This is a genomic window from Streptomyces sp. A0958 (assembly GCF_004795035.1).
Classification (GTDB): domain Bacteria; phylum Actinomycetota; class Actinomycetes; order Streptomycetales; family Streptomycetaceae; genus Streptomyces.
This window is the reverse complement of record NZ_SSBK01000009.1, coordinates 75,796-93,644: the sequence shown is the minus strand read 5'-3', so window position 1 is coordinate 93,644 and position 17,849 is coordinate 75,796. Positions and strand designations below refer to the sequence as shown.

General features: G+C 73.7%; 13 protein-coding genes. 4 read left to right on the top strand and 9 right to left on the bottom strand.

What is annotated here, in order from left to right; all coding sequences use genetic code 11:
- Window positions 1–13: 13 nt before the first annotated feature.
- Complete coding sequence (locus E6P78_RS12470; protein ID WP_136203623.1) at window positions 14–883, bottom strand: bifunctional methylenetetrahydrofolate dehydrogenase/methenyltetrahydrofolate cyclohydrolase; 870 nt, start codon at window positions 881–883, stop codon at window positions 14–16.
- A gap of 228 nt (window positions 884–1,111) precedes the next feature.
- On the opposite strand from E6P78_RS12470, the gene E6P78_RS12465 reads away from it, so the two are divergent.
- Window positions 1,112–1,702 carry an RDD family protein gene (locus tag E6P78_RS12465; RefSeq protein ID WP_136203622.1) on the top strand — a complete coding sequence of 197 codons (591 nt, stop codon included), beginning with the start codon at window positions 1,112–1,114 and terminating at the stop codon, window positions 1,700–1,702.
- Window positions 1,703–1,790: 88 nt separating this feature from the next.
- Here the strand turns inward: E6P78_RS12465 and purH are convergent, their stop codons facing one another.
- Window positions 1,791–3,344, bottom strand: a complete 1,554-nt coding sequence (gene purH, locus E6P78_RS12460) for a bifunctional phosphoribosylaminoimidazolecarboxamide formyltransferase/IMP cyclohydrolase (protein WP_136203621.1) — start codon at window positions 3,342–3,344, stop codon at window positions 1,791–1,793.
- Window positions 3,331–3,987: a phosphoribosylglycinamide formyltransferase gene (gene purN / locus E6P78_RS12455; RefSeq protein ID WP_136203620.1), complete on the bottom strand. Its 657-nt coding sequence runs from the start codon at window positions 3,985–3,987 to the stop codon at window positions 3,331–3,333. Before purN ends, purH begins: the two co-directional genes overlap by 14 nt.
- A 331-nt stretch (window positions 3,988–4,318) precedes the next feature.
- Between purN and E6P78_RS12450 the strand changes: the two genes are divergently transcribed.
- Window positions 4,319–5,314, top strand: coding sequence for a hypothetical protein (locus E6P78_RS12450; protein ID WP_136203619.1), 996 nt, complete (start codon window positions 4,319–4,321; stop codon window positions 5,312–5,314).
- Here E6P78_RS12450 and E6P78_RS12440 read toward each other — a convergent pair.
- Window positions 5,304–7,241, bottom strand: a complete 1,938-nt coding sequence (locus tag E6P78_RS12440) for a DUF6350 family protein (RefSeq protein ID WP_240799176.1) — start codon at window positions 7,239–7,241, stop codon at window positions 5,304–5,306. The genes E6P78_RS12450 and E6P78_RS12440 overlap by 11 nt on opposite strands.
- A gap of 125 nt (window positions 7,242–7,366) precedes the next feature.
- Between E6P78_RS12440 and E6P78_RS12435 the strand changes: the two genes are divergently transcribed.
- Entirely contained in the window at window positions 7,367–8,824 is a 1,458-nt protein-coding gene (locus E6P78_RS12435; protein ID WP_136203618.1) for a helix-turn-helix domain-containing protein, read from the top strand.
- Window positions 8,825–8,947: 123 nt separating this feature from the next.
- Here the strand turns inward: E6P78_RS12435 and sucD are convergent, their stop codons facing one another.
- From sucD to E6P78_RS12405, 5 genes are all read right to left on the bottom strand, one after another.
- Complete coding sequence (gene sucD / locus E6P78_RS12430; protein ID WP_136203617.1) at window positions 8,948–9,832, bottom strand: succinate--CoA ligase subunit alpha; 885 nt, start codon at window positions 9,830–9,832, stop codon at window positions 8,948–8,950.
- A gap of 21 nt (window positions 9,833–9,853) precedes the next feature.
- Window positions 9,854–11,035 carry an ADP-forming succinate--CoA ligase subunit beta gene (gene sucC / locus E6P78_RS12425; protein ID WP_136203616.1) on the bottom strand — a complete coding sequence of 394 codons (1,182 nt, stop codon included), beginning with the start codon at window positions 11,033–11,035 and terminating at the stop codon, window positions 9,854–9,856.
- Between the two features lie 246 nt (window positions 11,036–11,281).
- Complete coding sequence (locus tag E6P78_RS12420; protein ID WP_240799170.1) at window positions 11,282–12,769, bottom strand: VWA domain-containing protein; 1,488 nt, start codon at window positions 12,767–12,769, stop codon at window positions 11,282–11,284.
- Complete coding sequence (locus tag E6P78_RS12410; protein ID WP_136203615.1) at window positions 12,766–15,174, bottom strand: DUF5682 family protein; 2,409 nt, start codon at window positions 15,172–15,174, stop codon at window positions 12,766–12,768. The genes E6P78_RS12420 and E6P78_RS12410 overlap by 4 nt, the downstream gene beginning before the upstream one ends.
- Complete coding sequence (locus E6P78_RS12405) at window positions 15,171–16,283, bottom strand: AAA family ATPase (RefSeq protein ID WP_136203614.1); 1,113 nt, start codon at window positions 16,281–16,283, stop codon at window positions 15,171–15,173. Before E6P78_RS12405 ends, E6P78_RS12410 begins: the two co-directional genes overlap by 4 nt.
- A 115-nt stretch (window positions 16,284–16,398) precedes the next feature.
- On the opposite strand from E6P78_RS12405, the gene E6P78_RS12400 reads away from it, so the two are divergent.
- Window positions 16,399–17,835 carry an SWIM zinc finger family protein gene (locus E6P78_RS12400; protein ID WP_240799169.1) on the top strand — a complete coding sequence of 479 codons (1,437 nt, stop codon included), beginning with the start codon at window positions 16,399–16,401 and terminating at the stop codon, window positions 17,833–17,835.
- Window positions 17,836–17,849: the final 14 nt, after the last annotated feature.

Here is a 17,849-nt window from a genome sequence, read left to right as displayed (position 1 = left end):
CTTCCGGGTCGGATCAGCCGGCGGAGACGGCGTCGGCGTCGCGCTCGGCGGCCTCGACCACGTTGACGAGCAGCTGGGCGCGGGTCATCGGTCCGACACCGCCCGGGTTCGGCGAGATCCAGGCGGCGACCTCGGCCACGCCCGGGTGGACGTCGCCGACGATCTTGCCGTTCTCGTCGCGGCTGACGCCGACGTCGAGGACGGCGGCGCCCGGCTTCACGTCCTCGGGCTTGATGATGTGGGGCACGCCCGCGGCGGCGACGATGATGTCGGCCTGCCGGAGGTGGGCGGCCAGGTCACGCGTACCGGTGTGGCACTGGGTCACCGTGGCGTTCTCCGACTTGCGGGTCAGCAGCAGCGGGATGGACCGCCCGATGGTGACGCCGCGTCCGACGACCACGACGTGCGCCCCGTTGATCTCCACGCCGTGGTGGCGGAGCAGCTGGACGACGCCCTGCGGGGTGCAGGGCAGCGGGCCCGTCTCGTTGAGCACGAGCCGGCCCAGGCTCATCGGGTGGAGGCCGTCGGCGTCCTTGGCCGGATTCATCAGCTCCAGGACCCGGTTGGTGTCGATTCCCTTGGGCAGGGGGAGCTGCACGATGTAACCGGTGCACTCGGGGTCGGCGTTGAGTTCGCGGACGACGTCCTCGATCTCCTCCTGCGTGGCGGTGTCGGGCAGTTCGCGCTGGATGGAGCCGATGCCGACCTGGGCGCAGTCGCGGTGCTTGCCGTTCACGTACCACCTGCTGCCCGGGTCGTCCCCGACCAGCAGGGTTCCCAGGCCGGGGGTGATACCCCGGGCCTTGAGGGCCGCCACGCGGACGGTGAGATCGGACTTGATCGCGGCTGCGGTGGCCTTGCCATCGAGAATCTGGGCAGTCATGTCCCCATACTCGCGGATGACCCCGCCCTCGGACCAATCAGGTACGGGCGGTGGACACAAGGTTGCACTTGGACAACTTCTTCCGCAGCGGGTGGACAAACTTACTTACCGCTTATCACGATGAGGGGCGCTGTGCCGCAGCAGTAACCGGGGGGCTGGACCGCTGACGTTTTCTTTCCTCCGCGCGGCCGCACTCGTCCCCGTACGTCTGTTGGAGGAACGCCCCCTATGAGCTTCGGCGACCCGAACCCGAACAACCCCTACGGGCAGCAGCCCGGCCAGCCGCCGCAGGACCAGCCCGGCTACGGCTACCCCCAGCAGGCTCCCCAGGGCGTGCCGCAGCAGGGCTACGGCTACCCGCAGGCCCCGCCGGTCTCCGGCGCCGACTACGGCCGGCCCGGCCAGGGGGCCCGTCCGCCGCTCGCCGGCTGGGGGAGCCGCTTCGCCGCGGTCCTGCTCGACGGCATCGTCATCGGCATCCCCTACGGACTCCTCGTCGGCATCGGCAGCGGCGTGGGTGGCGGCACGGGCGGCCTGATCGCCCTCCTGGGCGTCCTCGTCGGCATCGGCCTCGGTCTCTTCAAGCTGTACAAGGAGGGCACGACCGGCCAGTGGATCGGCAAGAAGGCCCTCGGCATCAGCCTCCTGCGCGAGCAGGACGGCCGGACACTCGGCTTCGGCATGGCGTTCGTCCGCAACATCGCCCACTTCCTGGACAGCCTCGCCTGCTACATCGGCTGGCTGTGGCCGCTGTGGGACAGCAAGAACCAGACGTTCGCGGACAAGGTCTGCTCCACCGTGGTCGTCAAGGTCGGCTGACCGCCCCTCAGACGGACCCGAGGGCCGTAACCGCACGCTGATCGCGTGGGGTTACGGCCCTCGGTCGTACCGTGCGGGACCGGCCGGCTCAGTGGAAGAAGTGCCGGGTGCCGGTGAAGTACATCGTCACGCCCGCCTTCTTCGCGGCCTCGACCACCAGCTCGTCGCGGACCGAACCGCCCGGCTGGGCCACGGCCTTGACGCCGGCCGCGGTCAGGATCTCCAGCCCGTCCGGGAACGGGAAGAACGCGTCGGACGCGGCGTACGAACCGGCCGCCCGCTCCTCGCCCGCGCGCTCGACGGCGAGCTTCGCGGAGTCGACGCGGTTGACCTGGCCCATGCCGACGCCGACCGAGGCGCCGCCCTTGGCGAGCAGGATCGCGTTGGACTTGACCGCGCGGCACGCCTTCCAGGCGAAGGCCAGCTCCTTCAGCTCGTCGGCGGACAGCGCCTCACCCGTGGCGAGCGTCCAGTTGGCCGGGTCGTCGCCCTCGGCCTGGAGCCGGTCGGTGACCTGGAGCAGTGTGCCGCCGTCGATCGCCTTCGCCTCGACCTCGGCGGACGGGGCGTCGGGGCAGCGCAGCACCCGGATGTTCTTCTTGCGGGCCAGGACCTCGACCGCGCCGTCCTCGTACGCCGGGGCGACGATGACCTCGGTGAAGATCTCCGCGACCTGCTCGGCCATGGCGACGGTCACCGGACGGTTGACGGCGATGACACCGCCGTACGCCGACACCGGGTCGCAGGCGTGGGCGTTGCGGTGGGCCTCGGCCACGTCGTCGGCGATGGCGATGCCGCACGGGTTGGCGTGCTTGATGATCGCGACGCACGGCTCGGCGTGGTCGTACGCGGCGCGGCGGGCGGCGTCGGTGTCCGTGTAGTTGTTGTAGGACATCTCCTTGCCGTGCAGTTGCTCGGCCTCGGCCAGGCCGCCGGCGCCGGAGGTGTAGAGCGCGGCGGGCTGGTGCGGGTTCTCGCCGTAGCGCAGGACGTTCTCGCGGGCGTACGTCGTACCGAAGAAGTCCGGGAAGCCCGAGTCGTCGGCGGCGGCGTAGTCGGCGGCGAACCAGGAGGCGACGGCCACGTCGTAGGCGGCGGTGTGCTGGAAGGCCTCGGCGGCGAGCCGCTTGCGGGCGGTCAGGTCGAAGCCGCCGCCCTTGACCGCGGCCAGCACGTCGGCGTACCGCTCCGGGCTGGTGACGACGGCCACGGACGGGTGATTCTTGGCGGCGGCGCGGACCATCGAGGGGCCGCCGATGTCGATCTGCTCGACGCACTCGTCGGCGGAGGCGCCGGAGGCGACGGTCTCCTTGAACGGGTAGAGGTTGACGACCACCAGGTCGAACGGCTCGACACCGAGCTCGGCCAGCTGCTCGCGGTGCGCGTCCAGGCGCAGGTCGGCGAGGATGCCGGCATGGACGCGGGGGTGCAGCGTCTTGACGCGGCCGTCAAGGCACTCGGGGAAGCCGGTCAGCTCCTCGACCTTGGTGACCGGGACGCCGGCGGCGGCGATCTTTCCGGCGGTGGAGCCGGTGGAGACCAGCTCGACACCCGCCTCGTGCAGACCGCGGGCGAGGTCTTCGAGCCCCGTCTTGTCGTAGACGCTGACCAGGGCGCGGCGGATGGGCTTATTCACCGTCATGACCGAGATGAACCTTTCGTCCCTCAATGCGATAGCCGTCACGGGCGAGCCGCCCCACGGCCTCGACGAGCAGCTTGCGCTCGACTTCCTTGATGCGTTCGTGAAGGGCCGCTTCGCCCTCCGGGGTGTCCTCTTCGGTCACCTCGACCACGCCCTGCGCGATGATCGGACCGGTGTCGACACCGTCGTCGACGAAGTGGACGGTGCACCCGGTGACCTTCACGCCGTGCGCGAGCGCGTCACGCACGCCGTGGGCACCGGGAAAGCTGGGGAGCAGGGCGGGGTGGGTGTTGACGAACCGGCCGCCGAAGCGGGCCAGGAACTCCTTGCCCACGATCTTCATGAACCCGGCGGAGACGACGAGGTCCGGCCGGTGCTCGGCGGTGGCCTCGGCGAGCGCGGCGTCCCACTCCTCGCGCGAGGCGTGGTCCTTGACGCGGCACACGAAGGTGGGGAGCCCGGCGCGCTCGGCCCGCTCCAGACCGGCGATGCCGTCGCGGTCGGCGCCGACCGCGACGATCCGGGCGCCGTACCCGACGGGGTCGTCGCCGATCGCGTCGAGCAGCGCCTGAAGGTTCGTACCGGACCCGGAGACCAGGACGACCACACGGGCCGGGGTGGCGGAGGAGAGCGGGGAGGCCACGGCTGGGCCCTTTCTCGCGTGCGAGCGGTTCGAAGCGGCCGGCCCGCCACCACGGCACTGGGGCGGCGGCCATGCGGTTTGTACGGTCGTACGAAAGAAGCGCGCTCCCCGATACGGGGAACTCTACGAACGGGCCGGCCGTCAGCAACGATACCGGCACCTCGCCGGGCCCTTGCCTGACGGGGTGAGGGAGCCCCGGCCGGCCGGTCCACCGGTCCGGGCGCCGCACCCGCGCTCCCCGCTTCCGGCTCCTCCTCGCCGGAAGGTAGCGTCAAGGGACAGCGAACCGTCCACCGGGCGGAAATGACGAGATGGGGAAGACGTTCACCACATGCCGGACCGACGCCGCACCGCCTTCCACCGTCCGCTGACCGGGCGGGCCACCCTGCTGATGCGGGATCGCTCCTCCTCGTCCTCCTCCTCGCCGTCCGGTTCCTCCGGGAAGCCGCAGGGCGACGACAACCCCTTCGCGCCGCCGCCCGAGGGCCGGCCCGACCAGCCCTGGCAGCCGCGTCACCCGGCCGGCGGCGGCACGGACGGCAACGGCGACGGCGGGGGCGCCGGAAACGGCGGGGACGCACCCGACGGCCAGCCCTCCGACAACCGGCCCGTGTGGGGCAGCCAGTGGAGCAGCAAGCAGCCGGGCCGCCAGAACGGCGACTTCGGCGGCCGGCCCGCCGGACCGGGCGGACCGAACGGGAAGGGCGGCCCCCAGGGTTCCCCCGCCGGCCCGCGCTGGGACCCGACCGACCCCATCCAGCGCCGCGCCCGCTACTCGCTGCTCGCCGGCATGTGGGCCTTCTTCTTCGCGATCTTCGACTTCCCGGAGATCGCCCTGCTGCTCGGCGCGCTCGCCACCTACTGGTCGATCAGCGCACTGCGGGCGAGGCCGAAGGACCCGGCGGCCGGACCGGGCGCGCCTGCTCCCGGGACGAGCGGTGCGGGTGCCGCCGGGGAGAGCGGTGCGGGTGCCGCCGGGGAGAGCGGTGCGGGTGCCGCCGGGGAGAGCGGTGCGGCTACCGCCGGCGGGCCGGGGCAGCCCGCCGGTGCTGCCTGGGGCCCCGCCGCCCCCGCCGGGCAGCGCCCCGCGGGTGCGCAGAACACCCTCGCCGCCCAGCGCACGGGCCGGCAGCAGACCACGGCCGCGGTCAGCGGTCTGGTGACGGGGCTGGTCGCGCTGGCGATCGTGGCGACGACGTTCACCGTGCAGATGGTCTACCGCGACTACTACACCTGCGTGAACGACGCCCTCACCAAGTCGGGCCAGCTGGCCTGCAACGACCTCCTCCCGAAGCCGCTGGAACCCCTCTTCGGCGTCAAGGAGTAGCGGCGGGAGGGCCGGGCTCCGGATCGGGCGCGGGCTCGGGACGGGGCTCGGTGTCCGGGGACTTCCGGGGCTCGGGTCGGGGCTCGGGTTGGGGCTCGGGTTGGGGCTTCGGCTCGGGTCGGGGCCCGGACTCGGGCAGGGGCCCGGTGTCCGGGGACTTCCGGGGCTCGGGTCGGGGCTCGGGTTGGGGCTCGGGTTGGGGCTCGGGTTGGGGCTCGGGTTGGGGCTTCGGCTCGGGTCGGGGCCCGGACTCGGGCAGGGGCCCGGTGTCCGGGACCTTCCGGGGCTTGGGCTCCGGGACCTTCCGGGGCTTGGGCTCCAGGGTCTCGGCGGCGGGTGCGGGTGCGGATGCGGGTGCGGGCTCCGGTGGGGCGGCCGGGCGCTCGTCGGCCCTCCGGGCTTGCCAGGGGTCGGTCGGCAGGAAGTCGTACGCCTCGATGTCCGCGTCCCCGCCGCCGGGTGCCGGGGCGGGCGCAGGGGCGGGTGCCTCGTCGTTCCGGGGCTCCTGCTCCTCGGTGCGGCGGCTCCCCCGGGGCCACCACCTGCGTCGGGCGCCCTTCTCCGTAACCTCGGGCGCCTTCTCCGCCTCCTCGGACACCTTCTCCTCCGGTCGCGCCTTCACTCCTTCGGCGCTGTCCGGCACGGTCTCCGGCTCCTCATCCTCCGTACGCCCGCGCAGCCGCCAGGCCCGCAGCAGCAGGGCCGCCGGGACGCCGAGCACGATCGTCCACGCCAGCGCCGCCGCCCCCGTGAGCCACCACACCGGGCCGAAGTCCGCGAGGGCATGGGTGCCGAGCGGCCCGCCCGCCGCGGCTGCCAGCAGGGCCGCGCCGACCCCGCAGCCGACGGCCGCCAGCGCGGTGGTGAGCGCGGTCTCCCCCGGGCCCCACGCCTCCTCGCGTACGCCGTGGACCGGCGCAGCCCGCCGTACGGTGAACCAGGCGACCGTCAGCGCCGCGGCGACCGGAACAGCGCCGGCCGCCCAGTTCAGGGGCGTCCCCGGCCCCTGGGCCGGCATCGCGGCCAGCAGCGGGAAGTCCGGTACGGCGGGCTGTCCCGTGAAGGCGAGTGGGGTGACCGTCGACGCCGTACCGAGGGCGAAGCCCGGGCCGAGGCCGTACGCCGCACCCCACACCGCCGCGTTCGGCACCAGGCCCAGCGCCAGCAGGAGCACCGCGACCCGGCCACCCCAGTCGCCGGAGAGCCGCAGGAAGGATTCCTGCACCGGTTCCCCGTGCCACACCAGCGCCGATGCCACGACCAGCGCTCCCGCTCCCAGCAGCACCGCCGTGCCGGCCGCCGCCGACCGGCCCACCGCCTCGGCCCGCCGCACGAACCGGGTACGCGCCATCGCCTCGTGCAGCCGCACCGGCGCCCAGGAGGGCGGCGGGCCGAGCGGGTGCCCGCACGCCGACCACACCCCGGTGGCCGCCGCACCCGCCACCACCAGCACGGCGGGGAACAGCAGGGACAGCGGCCTGGCCGACAGTGAGGCGCCCCGCGCGTAGAGGGCGACCGCCGCCCCGACCAGCAGGTATCCGCCCGCCACCAGGGCGAACGCCCCTCCGGGCGACGGGGCGGCGCGGCCCTCATCCGGCTCCAGCACGTCCCTGGCCGCCCGGTGCACCAGCCACACCGGCAGGGCGGCGAGCAGCAGCGGGACGACGCCCACCGGCGCCGGGGCTCCGGTCAGGGTCTCCGTCCTGACCAGCTCGGCGCCGTGCGCGAGCAGCCACAGGCCGGCCGCCGCGTGGAACGCCTCGCCGGGCCCGCTGTCGGGGGCCGGGGAGCTGATCCACACGGCGGCGACGAGGACGGCGACGGAGCCCAGCCCGAGCCCCGCCGCGACGGCCCCGCGCAGCGCGGCCGCGACCAGTACGGCGGGCCCCGCCTGCTCGGCCGACAACGACGGGCTGCGTTCGGTCACTTGGGTCACGCGGTCATGCTGCCAACGACACGCGCTTATTCCGTGTAACGGGCGAACGGCCGTTGTGTCGCCCAATATACGTTTATGTACTTTTTCACCCGGTGCAGGCCGCGCGGGCGGCCCTCATGACGCAGAGCACGTCCGGCACGGCCACCGCCTCTCCGCTCCCCTCCCCGAAGGAGCGGCGCAGACTGCGGGAGGCCAAGTCGCTGAGTGAGGAGCAGGTCGCGGCGGCCATGGGCGTCACCCGGGCCACCGTGCGCGCATGGGAGACGGGCCGCACCAGTCCACGCGGGCGCAAGCGCGAGGCGTACGCCCGGCTGATCGGGGCGGGCGGCGCCCCCACCCCCACCCCCGCCAAACGGAAGACGCAGAACGCCACGCCGAAGCCCCCCGCCAAACGGCCGAAACCACCGCCGGTCCTCATCGACGCCAAGTCCGGCAGCAGCACCACACCCGAACCCTCGGCGGCTCCGCCCGAGCCCGCGGCTGTGCCCGCAGTCGTGCATGTGGCTGAACCCGTGGCTGCGGCTGAGGCCGTTGCTGCGGTTACGGCTGTGGCTGTGGCTGGGCCGGTGGTTGCGGCTGGGCCTGTGGTTGCGGCTGAGTCTGCAGCCGTGGCCATGGCCGGGTCTGTTGGGGCTGACAAGGTCATCGAGACCAGCGGGATCGGTGAGACCAGCGGGATCGATGAGACCAGCAGGATCGATGAGACCAGCAGGGTCCGTGAGAACAGCGAGAGCAGCGAGACGGTTGAGGCCGGACTGTCGCCCGCGGAGGCGTTCGACGCGTTGTACGGGCATGCCGCTGCGGCCCTCTTCCACCAGAGCTATCTGCTGACCGGGCGGCGCGCCCTGTCCCGCGAGGCCGTGACCAAGGCGTTCGAGCTGGCCTGGCAGCGCTGGCCGGAGGTCGCGGTGGACCGGGACCCGGTGGGCTGGGTACGGGCCGCCGCCCACGAGCACGCGATGTCACCGTGGCGCCGGCTGCGCGGTGAGCACCGGCGCCTCGATCCCCCGCCCGAGGCGCCGGGGCCGCGCGCGCTGCTCGACGCGCTGCTGGCGCTGCCCCCCTCGTACCGGCGCACGCTGGTGCTGCACGACGGCGTGGGGCTGGGGCTGCCGGAGACCGCGGCGGAGACCGAGGCGAGCACGCGGGCCGCGGCCGGGCGGCTGGTGACCGCGCGGGCGGCCGTCGCCGAGCGGCTGCCCGAGATCGCGGAGCCCGAATCGCCGGCCGAGCAGTCCGCGCTCCTCCACGAGCGCCTGGGCACGCTCGCCCGCACCCAGCCCGCCTCCTCGCTGCCGGTGCCGGAGCTGATCCGTACGGGCAGTGAGCGCAAGGCGCAGCTGTGGGCCCGGGCGGCCATCGCGTTCACCGTGCTGATCGTCGGCCTCACGCTGATCACACTGGCGACGGCCCCCCGGAAGTACGAGACGCCGCTGTCGCCCGCCCAGCAGGTGGGCGGGGTGCCGCCGGTCGGGGGCCCGCAGAAGCTGACGCCGCAGGACGTGAAGCTGCGGAAGAAGCTCGGCGACGAACTGGTCCACGGCCCGGCCCGGCTGGTCCCCGAGGCCGGCTGATCGGCTACGCCGAACGGCGGCCTTCGCGCAACGCGACGCGGGCCCGTCCCCCCGGTCGGGGGGACGGGCCCGCGTCGCGTTGCTGCGGTGGCGCACTGCCGCGCGGAGGCGCAGCCGCGTGCGTCAGGCGCCGAGGATCTCGCGCGCCAGCTTGGCGGTCTCGGTCGGCGTCTTGCCGACCTTGACGCCGGCGGCCTCAAGGGCCTCCTTCTTCGCCTGCGCGGTGCCGGAGGAGCCGGAGACGATGGCGCCGGCGTGGCCCATGGTCTTGCCCTCGGGGGCGGTGAAGCCCGCGACGTAACCGACGACCGGCTTGGTGACGCTCGAAGCGATGAAGTCCGCCGCGCGCTCCTCGGCGTCGCCGCCGATCTCGCCGATCATGACGATCAGGTCGGTCTCGGGGTCGGCCTCGAACGCCTCCAGGGCGTCGATGTGCGTCGTACCGATGACCGGGTCGCCACCGATGCCGACGGCCGACGAGAAGCCGATGTCGCGGAGCTCGTACATCATCTGGTAGGTCAGCGTGCCGGACTTGGACACGAGACCGATGCGGCCGGGCTTGGTGATGTCGCCCGGGATGATGCCGGCGTTGGACTGGCCGGGGGTGATCAGGCCGGGGCAGTTCGGGCCGATGATCCGGGTCTTGTTGCCCTTCGAGCCGGCGTACGCCCAGAAGGCGGCCGAGTCGTGGACGGCGATGCCCTCGGTGATCACGACGGCGAGCGGGATCTCGGCGTCGATCGCCTCGATGACGGCGGACTTCGCGAAGGCCGGCGGCACGAAGAGGACGGACACGTTCGCGCCGGTCTTCTCCATCGCCTCGGCGACGGAGCCGAAGACCGGTACCTCGGTGCCGTCGAAGTCGACGGTCGTGCCGGCCTTGCGGGGGTTCACGCCGCCGACGATGTTGGTGCCGTCGCCGAGCATGAGCTTGGTGTGCTTCATGCCGGTGGCGCCGGTCATCCCCTGGACGATGACCTTGCTGTCCTTGGTGAGGAAGATAGCCATGGTGGTCTGAGTCCCTCTTCCTTACTTCGCAGCCGCGGCGAGCTCGGCGGCCTTGTCGGCCGCGCCGTCCATGGTGTCCACGCGCTGGACCAGCGGGTGGTTGGCGTCGGAGAGGATCTTGCGACCCAGCTCCGCGTTGTTGCCGTCGAGGCGCACCACGAGCGGCTTGGTGACGTCCTCGCCCTTGGACTTGAGCAGCTCGAGCGCCTGGACGATGCCGTTGGCGACCTCGTCGCAGGCGGTGATGCCGCCGAAGACGTTGACGAAGACGGACTTGACGTCCGAGTCGCCGAGGATGATCTCCAGGCCGTTCGCCATGACCTCGGCGGAGGCGCCGCCACCGATGTCGAGGAAGTTGGCGGGCTTCACGTTGCCGTGCTTCTCACCGGCGTACGCGACGACGTCCAGGGTCGACATGACCAGACCGGCACCGTTACCGATGATGCCGACCTCGCCGTCGAGCTTGACGTAGTTGAGGTTCTTGGCCTTGGCGGCGGCCTCGAGCGGGTTGGCCGCGGCCTTGTCCTCAAGGGCCTCGTGGCCCGGCTGACGGAAGTCGGCGTTCTCGTCGAGAGACACCTTTCCGTCCAGCGCCAGGATGCGGCCGTCCTTGGTCTTCACCAGCGGGTTGACCTCGACGAGGAGGGCGTCCTCGGCGACGAAGGTGTCCCACAGGGTCACCAGGGCCTCGGCGACACCCTCGGCCACGTCGGCCGGGAACTTCGCCTGGGCCACGATCTCGCGGGCCTTGGCGATGTCGACGCCGTCGACGGCGTTGACCGGAACCTTCGCAAGGGCCTCGGGGGTCTTCTCCGCGACCTCCTCGATGTCCATGCCGCCCTGCACCGAGGCCATGGCCAGGAAGGTGCGGTTGGTGCGGTCGAGGAGGTACGAGACGTAGTACTCCGCCTCGATCTCCGGGGACAGCTCGGCGATCATCACCTTGTGGACCGTGTGGCCCTTGATGTCCATGCCGAGGATGTCGGTCGACCGGGCGACCGCCTCGTCGGGGTTGGCGGCCAGCTTCACGCCACCGGCCTTGCCGCGGCCGCCGACCTTCACCTGCGCCTTGACGACCGACTTGCCGCCCAGCCGCTCGGTCGCCTCGCGGGCTGCCTCAGGCGTGTCGATGACTTCACCGGCCAGCACCGGTACACCGTGCTTGGCGAAGAGGTCCCTCGCCTGGTACTCGAACAGGTCCACGCGCGTCCGTCCCTTATCAATGGTCTCGCGGTTGGTTTTCTGCGTGGGCGTGCCGCGAGGGGCAACGTGACTGCTCTGTCACTAGGAAGGCGCACACGGTGACCGAATACGCGGCATGTCCATCTCGCAGGTTATCCCCGCGCCCCGCGTGACCCTAAATCGCAGATAGCACCTGGGCGGTGATTACGGTCACAGAATCGCGGATCGCGGTCACAGAATCACGCTGGTGGGGCGGTGGGCGCCTCGTCAGGCGGGGTCCTTGTCGGGTATCGGCAGCGGTCGCTTCTCGATCGCGGCCGCCATCACGTCCGGGAAGAGGTCCGGCGTGCAGGCGAAGGCGGGGGCGCCCAGCGCAGAGAGGGCCGCCGCGTGGTCGCGGTCGTAGGCCGGGGCGCCCTCGTCGGAGAGGGCGAGCAGCGTCACGAACTGCACGCCGGACGCCTTCATCGCGGCGACCCGCTTCAGCATCTCGTTGCGGATGCCGCCCTCGTAGAGGTCGCTGATGAGCACGACGACGGTGTCGGCCGGCCGGGTGATCCGGGACTGGCAGTAGGCCAGGGCCCGGTTGATGTCGGTGCCGCCGCCGAGCTGGGTGCCGAACAGGACGTCCACGGGGTCGTCCAGCTGGTCGGTGAGGTCGACCACCGCCGTGTCGAACACGACGAGCCGGGTCCGCAGGGCGCGCATCGAGGCGAGCACCGCTCCGAACACCGACGCGTAGACCACGGAGGCCGCCATCGAACCCGACTGGTCGATGCAGAGGATGACGTCCTTCTTCACGGACTGCGCGGCCCGCCCGTAGCCGATGAGCCGCTCGGGGACGACCGTCCCGGCACCGTCCCGGCCGGGCAGCTCCAGGTAGTTCTTGAGGTTGGCCCGGATGGTGCGGTCCCAGTCGATGTCGTGGTGGCGGGGGCGGGCGACCTTCGCCGAGCGGTCGAGCGCGCCCGTGAGGGTGGCCCGGGTGCGGGTGGTGAGCCGCTTCTCCAGTTGCTCCACGACCTTGCGGACCACGGCGCGTGCCGTCTCCTTCGTCGTCTCGGGCATCGCCTTGTTGAGGGAGAGCAGCGTGCCGACGAGGTGGACGTCCGCCTCGACGGCCTCCAGCATCTCCGGTTCGAGCAGGAGTGCGGAGAGACCGAGGCGGTATATGGCGTCGCGCTGCATGACCTGCACGACGGAGCTGGGGAAGTACGTGCGGATGTCACCGAGCCAGCGGGCCACGGACGGGGCGGAGGCGCCGAGTCCGGCCGACCGCCCGCCGCCGCCCCGGCCGCCGGGCCGTCCCCCGTTCCCGTTCTCGTAGAGCGCGGTCAGCGCCCCGTCCATCGCGGCGTCGCGCCCGGTGAGGGTGCGGCCGGTGCTCTCGGCGCTGTCCGGCCCCAGCACCAGACGCCAGCGCCGCAACCGCTCGTCGTGGGCGGCGGTAGTGGGGCGGGGGGCTGTGGTCTTGGGCGCTGTGGTGCCGGGGGCGGGGGCCGGGGCGGCGGTGGTGGCGGTGGTGCCGGTAGCCGAGGCGCCGGGGGCGGCGGCCGAGGTGGCGGTGGTGGCGGTAGCCGAGGCGCCGGGGGCGGCGGCCGAGGTGGCGGTGGTGGCGGTAGCCGTGGTGGCGGGGGCGGCGGCCGGGGTGGCGGTGGTGCCGGTAGCCGAGGCGCCGGGGGCCGAGGTGGCGGGGGCGGGCGGCGTTCCGGAGGCGGTGGTCGCGGAGGCTGCCGTGCCGGTGGTCGTCGTCATGCCGTTTCCCCCAGGTGTCGGTCGTCGTGATGGGCGGATGCCTGGCGGCCCGCCGGCCCCTCCGCCTCCTCCTTCTCCGCCCGCGCGTCCAGGCCGAGCAGGAGACGCAGGACCGGGACGACCGCGTCCGCACGGGCCGTGTCCAGGGCCGGGCCGAAGCCCGGGGCCGTCGTCCCGCCGCCCGCCGCCCGGCCGCTCCCCGGGGCTCCGGCGGGGGCCGGGCCGCGCCGGACGAGCTCGCCCAGCGTGCGCCGGACGCCCGACTCGTACGCCGAGAACGTGCGGCGCAGCAGGGGCAGTACGTCGGTGAAGGTGTCGGCGGGGACACCGGTGAGCCAGGAATCGACAAGGGCGAGCAGCCGTTCGTCGTGGACGAGGAGCATGCCGCCGCCGGCCGCCCCGCCGACGAAGCCCTCGATCCAGGCGGCGGCATCGGCCGGCAGTGTGCCCGGTGAGAGGGCGAGGCCCATCAGCCGGGCGGCGGCGTCCTGGTCGAGGTGTCCGTCGTCCAGGAGCAGCCGGGCGGCCCGCCCGCGGATCACGCCCGCGACCGCGTCCCGGACGGCGAGCTTGTGGAGCACCGCCCGCCAGCGCTCGCGCAGCCCGTCCGCGTTCTCCGGGACGGCGCCGGCGAGCAGCCCGATCGCCGTGTGGACGCCGTCCACCTGGCGGCGCAGCGCCTCGGCCCCGTCGGTGTCGAGCCCGGTGCAGGCGGGGGGCAGGCCGACGCAGATGCGTTCCGCGAGGCCGGCCGCGACCTCGCCGAGGGCGGTGGTGTCCGTGGAGCGGACGTCTCCGTAGCGCAGGGTCCGGGCCAGGGCGGGCAGGGCGTCGGCGAGGTGGCCGACGTCGGCGTCGAGCGCGGCGCGGTCGGCGAGGGCCCGCATCACGACGGGCAGCGCGTCGGGCAGGTCGGCCAGCAGGCAGCGCTCGGCCAGGGCGGTCACCTCGGCGAGCGCGGTGGCGGCCAGGGCGTCCGACTCGGCGCGGGCGGTGGCGGCGGAGAGCACGGTGGTGCCCCAGACGCCCGCCTCCGCGACGCGCACGTACAGCTCGGGCTCCCAGCGCAGCCGCCAGCTCTCCCGGAAGGTGCCGGTGCTCCCCCGGCCGGCGGCGGGTTCGCCCCAGCCGACGCCGAGGAGGCGCAGCCGGTGCAGCAGCCGGCTGCGGGAGGCGTCGGTGTCCTTGCGGAGGTCGAGCTCCATCTCCCGCTCGTCCGCCTCCGGTCTGAGGCGGAGGGTGCGCTGCTGCCGGGTCAGGTCGCGTTGCAGAGGGACTGCGGGGGCGGTGTCGGGGACCTCGCCCAGCGTTCCGCCGACGACGAGGCGGTCCCGGACGAGCGCGAGCGGCACGTCGGAGCCCTCGCACATGACGGCCCGGATCGCGTCGGTCGTCTCGCTCAGCCCGGCGAGCGGCCGGCCGCGCATCGCGGCGAGCGTCTCGGCGAGCCGGACCGCCTCGATGACATGGGCGGAGGAGACGAACCGGTCCTCGTCGCGCAGGAGTCCGGCGACCTTCGTCATCCAGCGCTCGATCGGGCGGTCCGGGGCGGCGAAGAGGTGCTGGTACCAGCCGGGCGACTCGATCCCGGCCCCGTATCCGCTGTGCCGGGCGAGCCGCTGGTGGGTCCACGGCACCCAGGTCAGTTCGGCCTTGGCCTTGGGGAGCCCCTTGAGCAGGGACCGGTCGGCGGTGAGGGTCGTGCGCGTAAGCAGGGCGGGCACATGCCAGGCACCGCAGACGACGGCGAAGTCGCCGCCGAACTCCTTAGCCGCAGTGCGCAGCTGGATGCGCATGTACGCCTCGCGGACCGCGTCCCGGGGATGCCCGCCGTCCCCGTACACCTCGCGCAGGGCGGTCATCGCCTCGCCGAGCGCGGCGAACGCGGCCAACGGGTCGGCCGTCTCCCCGCTGCCCGACGCACGGTGTTCGACGACGTCCTCCCACCAGCGCTCGGGGTCGTCGTACCCCGCGGTCTCGGCCAGCACCCGGATCGGGTCGACGGGCACGGCGACGGGCGGGCCGTCCTCCTCCTCGGGGGCTTCGCCCCGGTCCGCCTCCGCCTGCTCCATGGCCAGCGAGTGCGCCGCGGGCAGGTCGATGAAGCGGACGGGGACGTCCCGCGCCAGCGCCCAGCGGATCGCGACCCACTCGGGGGAGAACTCGGCGAACGGCCAGAACGCGGCCCGCCCCGGGTCGTCCACCGCATGGGCGAGCAGGGCGACGGGGGGCCGCATCCGCTCGTCGGCCGCGAGTGTCAGGAGCGCGTCGCCCTCGGGCGGGCCCTCGATGAGCACCGCCTGCGGGCGGGCCGCTTCCAGGGCGGCGCGGACGGCGCGGGCGGAGCCGGGGCCGTGGTGCCGCACCCCCAGCAGCAGCGGCCCCGAAGCGCGGGCGCCGGTCATACGGACGCCTCCCGGCAGGCGCGGTAGAAGTCCTTCCAGCCGTCCCGCTCCCGCACCACGGTCTCCAGGTACTCCTGCCACACAACCCGGTCGGCCGCCGGGTCGCGGACGACCGCGCCGAGGATGCCGGCCGCGACGTCCCCCGGGCGCAGCACGCCGTCCCCGAAGTGGGCGGCGAGGGCGAGGCCGTTGGTGACGACGGAGATCGCCTCGGCCGTGGACAGCGTCCCCGAGGGGGACTTGAGCTTGGTGCGGCCGTCGACGGTGACGCCGTCGCGCAGTTCGCGGAAGACCGTGACCACGCGACGGATCTCCGCGAGGCCGTCGGGCGCGGGCGGCAGGTCGAGCGAGCGTCCGACCTGGTCGACGCGCCGGGAGACGATGTCGACCTCCGCGTCCGGGGTGGCCGGCAGCGGCAGCACCACCGTGTTGAACCGGCGGCGCAGCGCGCTGGACAGCTCGTTGACCCCGCGGTCGCGGTCGTTGGCCGTGGCGATGACGTTGAACCCGCGCACCGCCTGGACCTCCTGGCCCAGCTCGGGCAGGGGCAGCGTCTTCTCCGAGAGGATCGTGATCAGCGAGTCCTGCACGTCGGCGGGGATGCGGGTCAGTTCCTCGATGCGGGCGGTCATGCCCTGGGACATGGCGCGCATCAGCGGGCTGGGGACCAGCGCGTCGCGGCTGGGGCCGTGCGCGAGCAACTGCGCGTAGTTCCACCCGTAGCGGACGGCTTCCTCGGGTGTGCCCGCCGTGCCCTGGACGAGCAGCGTCGAGTCGCCGCTGACGGCGGCCGCCAGGTGTTCGGAGACCCAGGTCTTGGCGGTGCCGGGGACGCCGAGGAGCAGCAGCGCCCGGTCGGTGGCGAGCGTGGTGACGGCGACCTCGACGAGGCGGCGCGGGCCCACGTACTTGGGTGTGATGACGGTGCCGTCGGGCAGGGTGCCGCCGAGCAGGTACGTGGCGACGGCCCAGGGCGACAGGCGCCAACGCTCGGGGCGCGGCCGGTCGTCGGCGGCGGCGAGCGCCTTCAGCTCGTCGGCGAAGGCGTCCTCGGCATGCGGGCGCAGGGCCTCGCCGGCGGTGGCTTCGGTGGTTTCGGACACGGTCATGGTCCCCCTCCAGATCGTTCGGCCTGGTGTGGTTCCCACCGTGCACCATGGCACTGACAATCAACCTTTGCGCAGGTCAGGGCGATTGTCAGTGGGGCGGCCTAACGTCGTTGGCATGCTGCTGACTGACGGGGGAGAACCCTTGGGCGCCGCTGCTCCCACGGCGCGCTGGACGGTGGAGCAGGTACTGGCCCTGGCTCCTGACGACGCCTCACGCAAGGCGGGGAACAAGCTCGGTGCGCCCGGCTCCTGGTCGGACACCGGGTGGGACGGCACGGGTGCGGTGTGGGGGCTGTGCAGGGGGAGCGGCAGCAAGCCGTACCGGACGGTGATCGACACCACCGGCCCCGCGTACCGGTGCAGTTGCCCCAGCCGGAAGTTCCCGTGCAAGCACGCGCTGGGCCTGCTGCTGCTCCGCGCCGCGGACGACGACACGGCCGTGCCCCCCGGGACTGCGCCGGGCTGGGCCGAGGAGTGGCTGGCCGGCCGCCGCGCCCGCGCGGAGGCGAAGGCGCGCCCCGCCGGGGGTGGCGGCGGGGCGGGCGGGCCCGCCGACCCGGCCGCCGCGCGCAAGCGTGCGCAGAAGCGCGCGGAGCGGATCGGGGGCGGTGCGCGGGAGCTGGAGCAGCGGCTGACCGACCTGCTGCGCGGTGGTCTCGCCGCGGCCGAGCAGGCGGGGTACGGGCTGTGGGAGGAGACGGCGGCCCGCATGGTCGACGCGCAGGCGCCGGGTCTTGCGGGCCGGGTGCGGGAGCTGGGGGCCGTCGCGTCGTCCGGCCCCGGCTGGCCGGTGCGGCTGTTGGAGGAGTGCGCGCTGCTCCATCTGCTGGACACGGCCTGGCTGGGCCTCGACCGGCTGCCGCAGCCGCTGGCGGCCACGGTCCGCACCCGCGTGGGCCTGCCGGCCTCCGCGGAGGGACCGCCGGTCCGCGACCGCTGGCTGGTCCTCGCCCAGTACGACACCCCCGAGGGCAAGATCGTCACCCGCCGTATCTGGCTGTACGGCAGGGAATCGGGCCGTACGGCGCTGCTGCTGTCCTTCGGGGCGGCCGGGCGCTCCCCGGGGCAGGCCCTGCCCGTGGGGGTCACCATCGACGCCGAGCTGACGCCCCATCCGGGGTCCGGGCAGCTGCGGGCCGAGCTGGGCGAGCGGTTCGGTGTGCCCGAGCCTGCCGGTACGCCCCCGCCAGGGGTGCCGGTCACCGAGGCGATCACCGCGTACGGGCGGGCCCTGGGCGACGATCCGTGGCTGGAGTCCTGGCCGGTGACCTTGCGCGACGTCATACCCGTGCCGGCCGCGGACGGCTGGCAGCTGGTGGACGCGCAGGGCCGTGAGGCGCTGCCCGTCGCCGCCGCCGCGCTGTCCCGGCCGGCGCTCTGGAAGCTCGTCGCGGTCTCGGGCGGCGGGCCGCTCACCGTCTTCGGCGAGTGCGGCCACCGCGGCTTCGACCCGCTCGCCGCCTGGCCCGCCGCGCCCGCCCCGGTCGGGTCCGGGACCGCGGCGTCCCCGCACGCGGGGCCCGCCGGCGTCGAGACCGTACCGCTCATCTGACTCCCCAAGGAGGC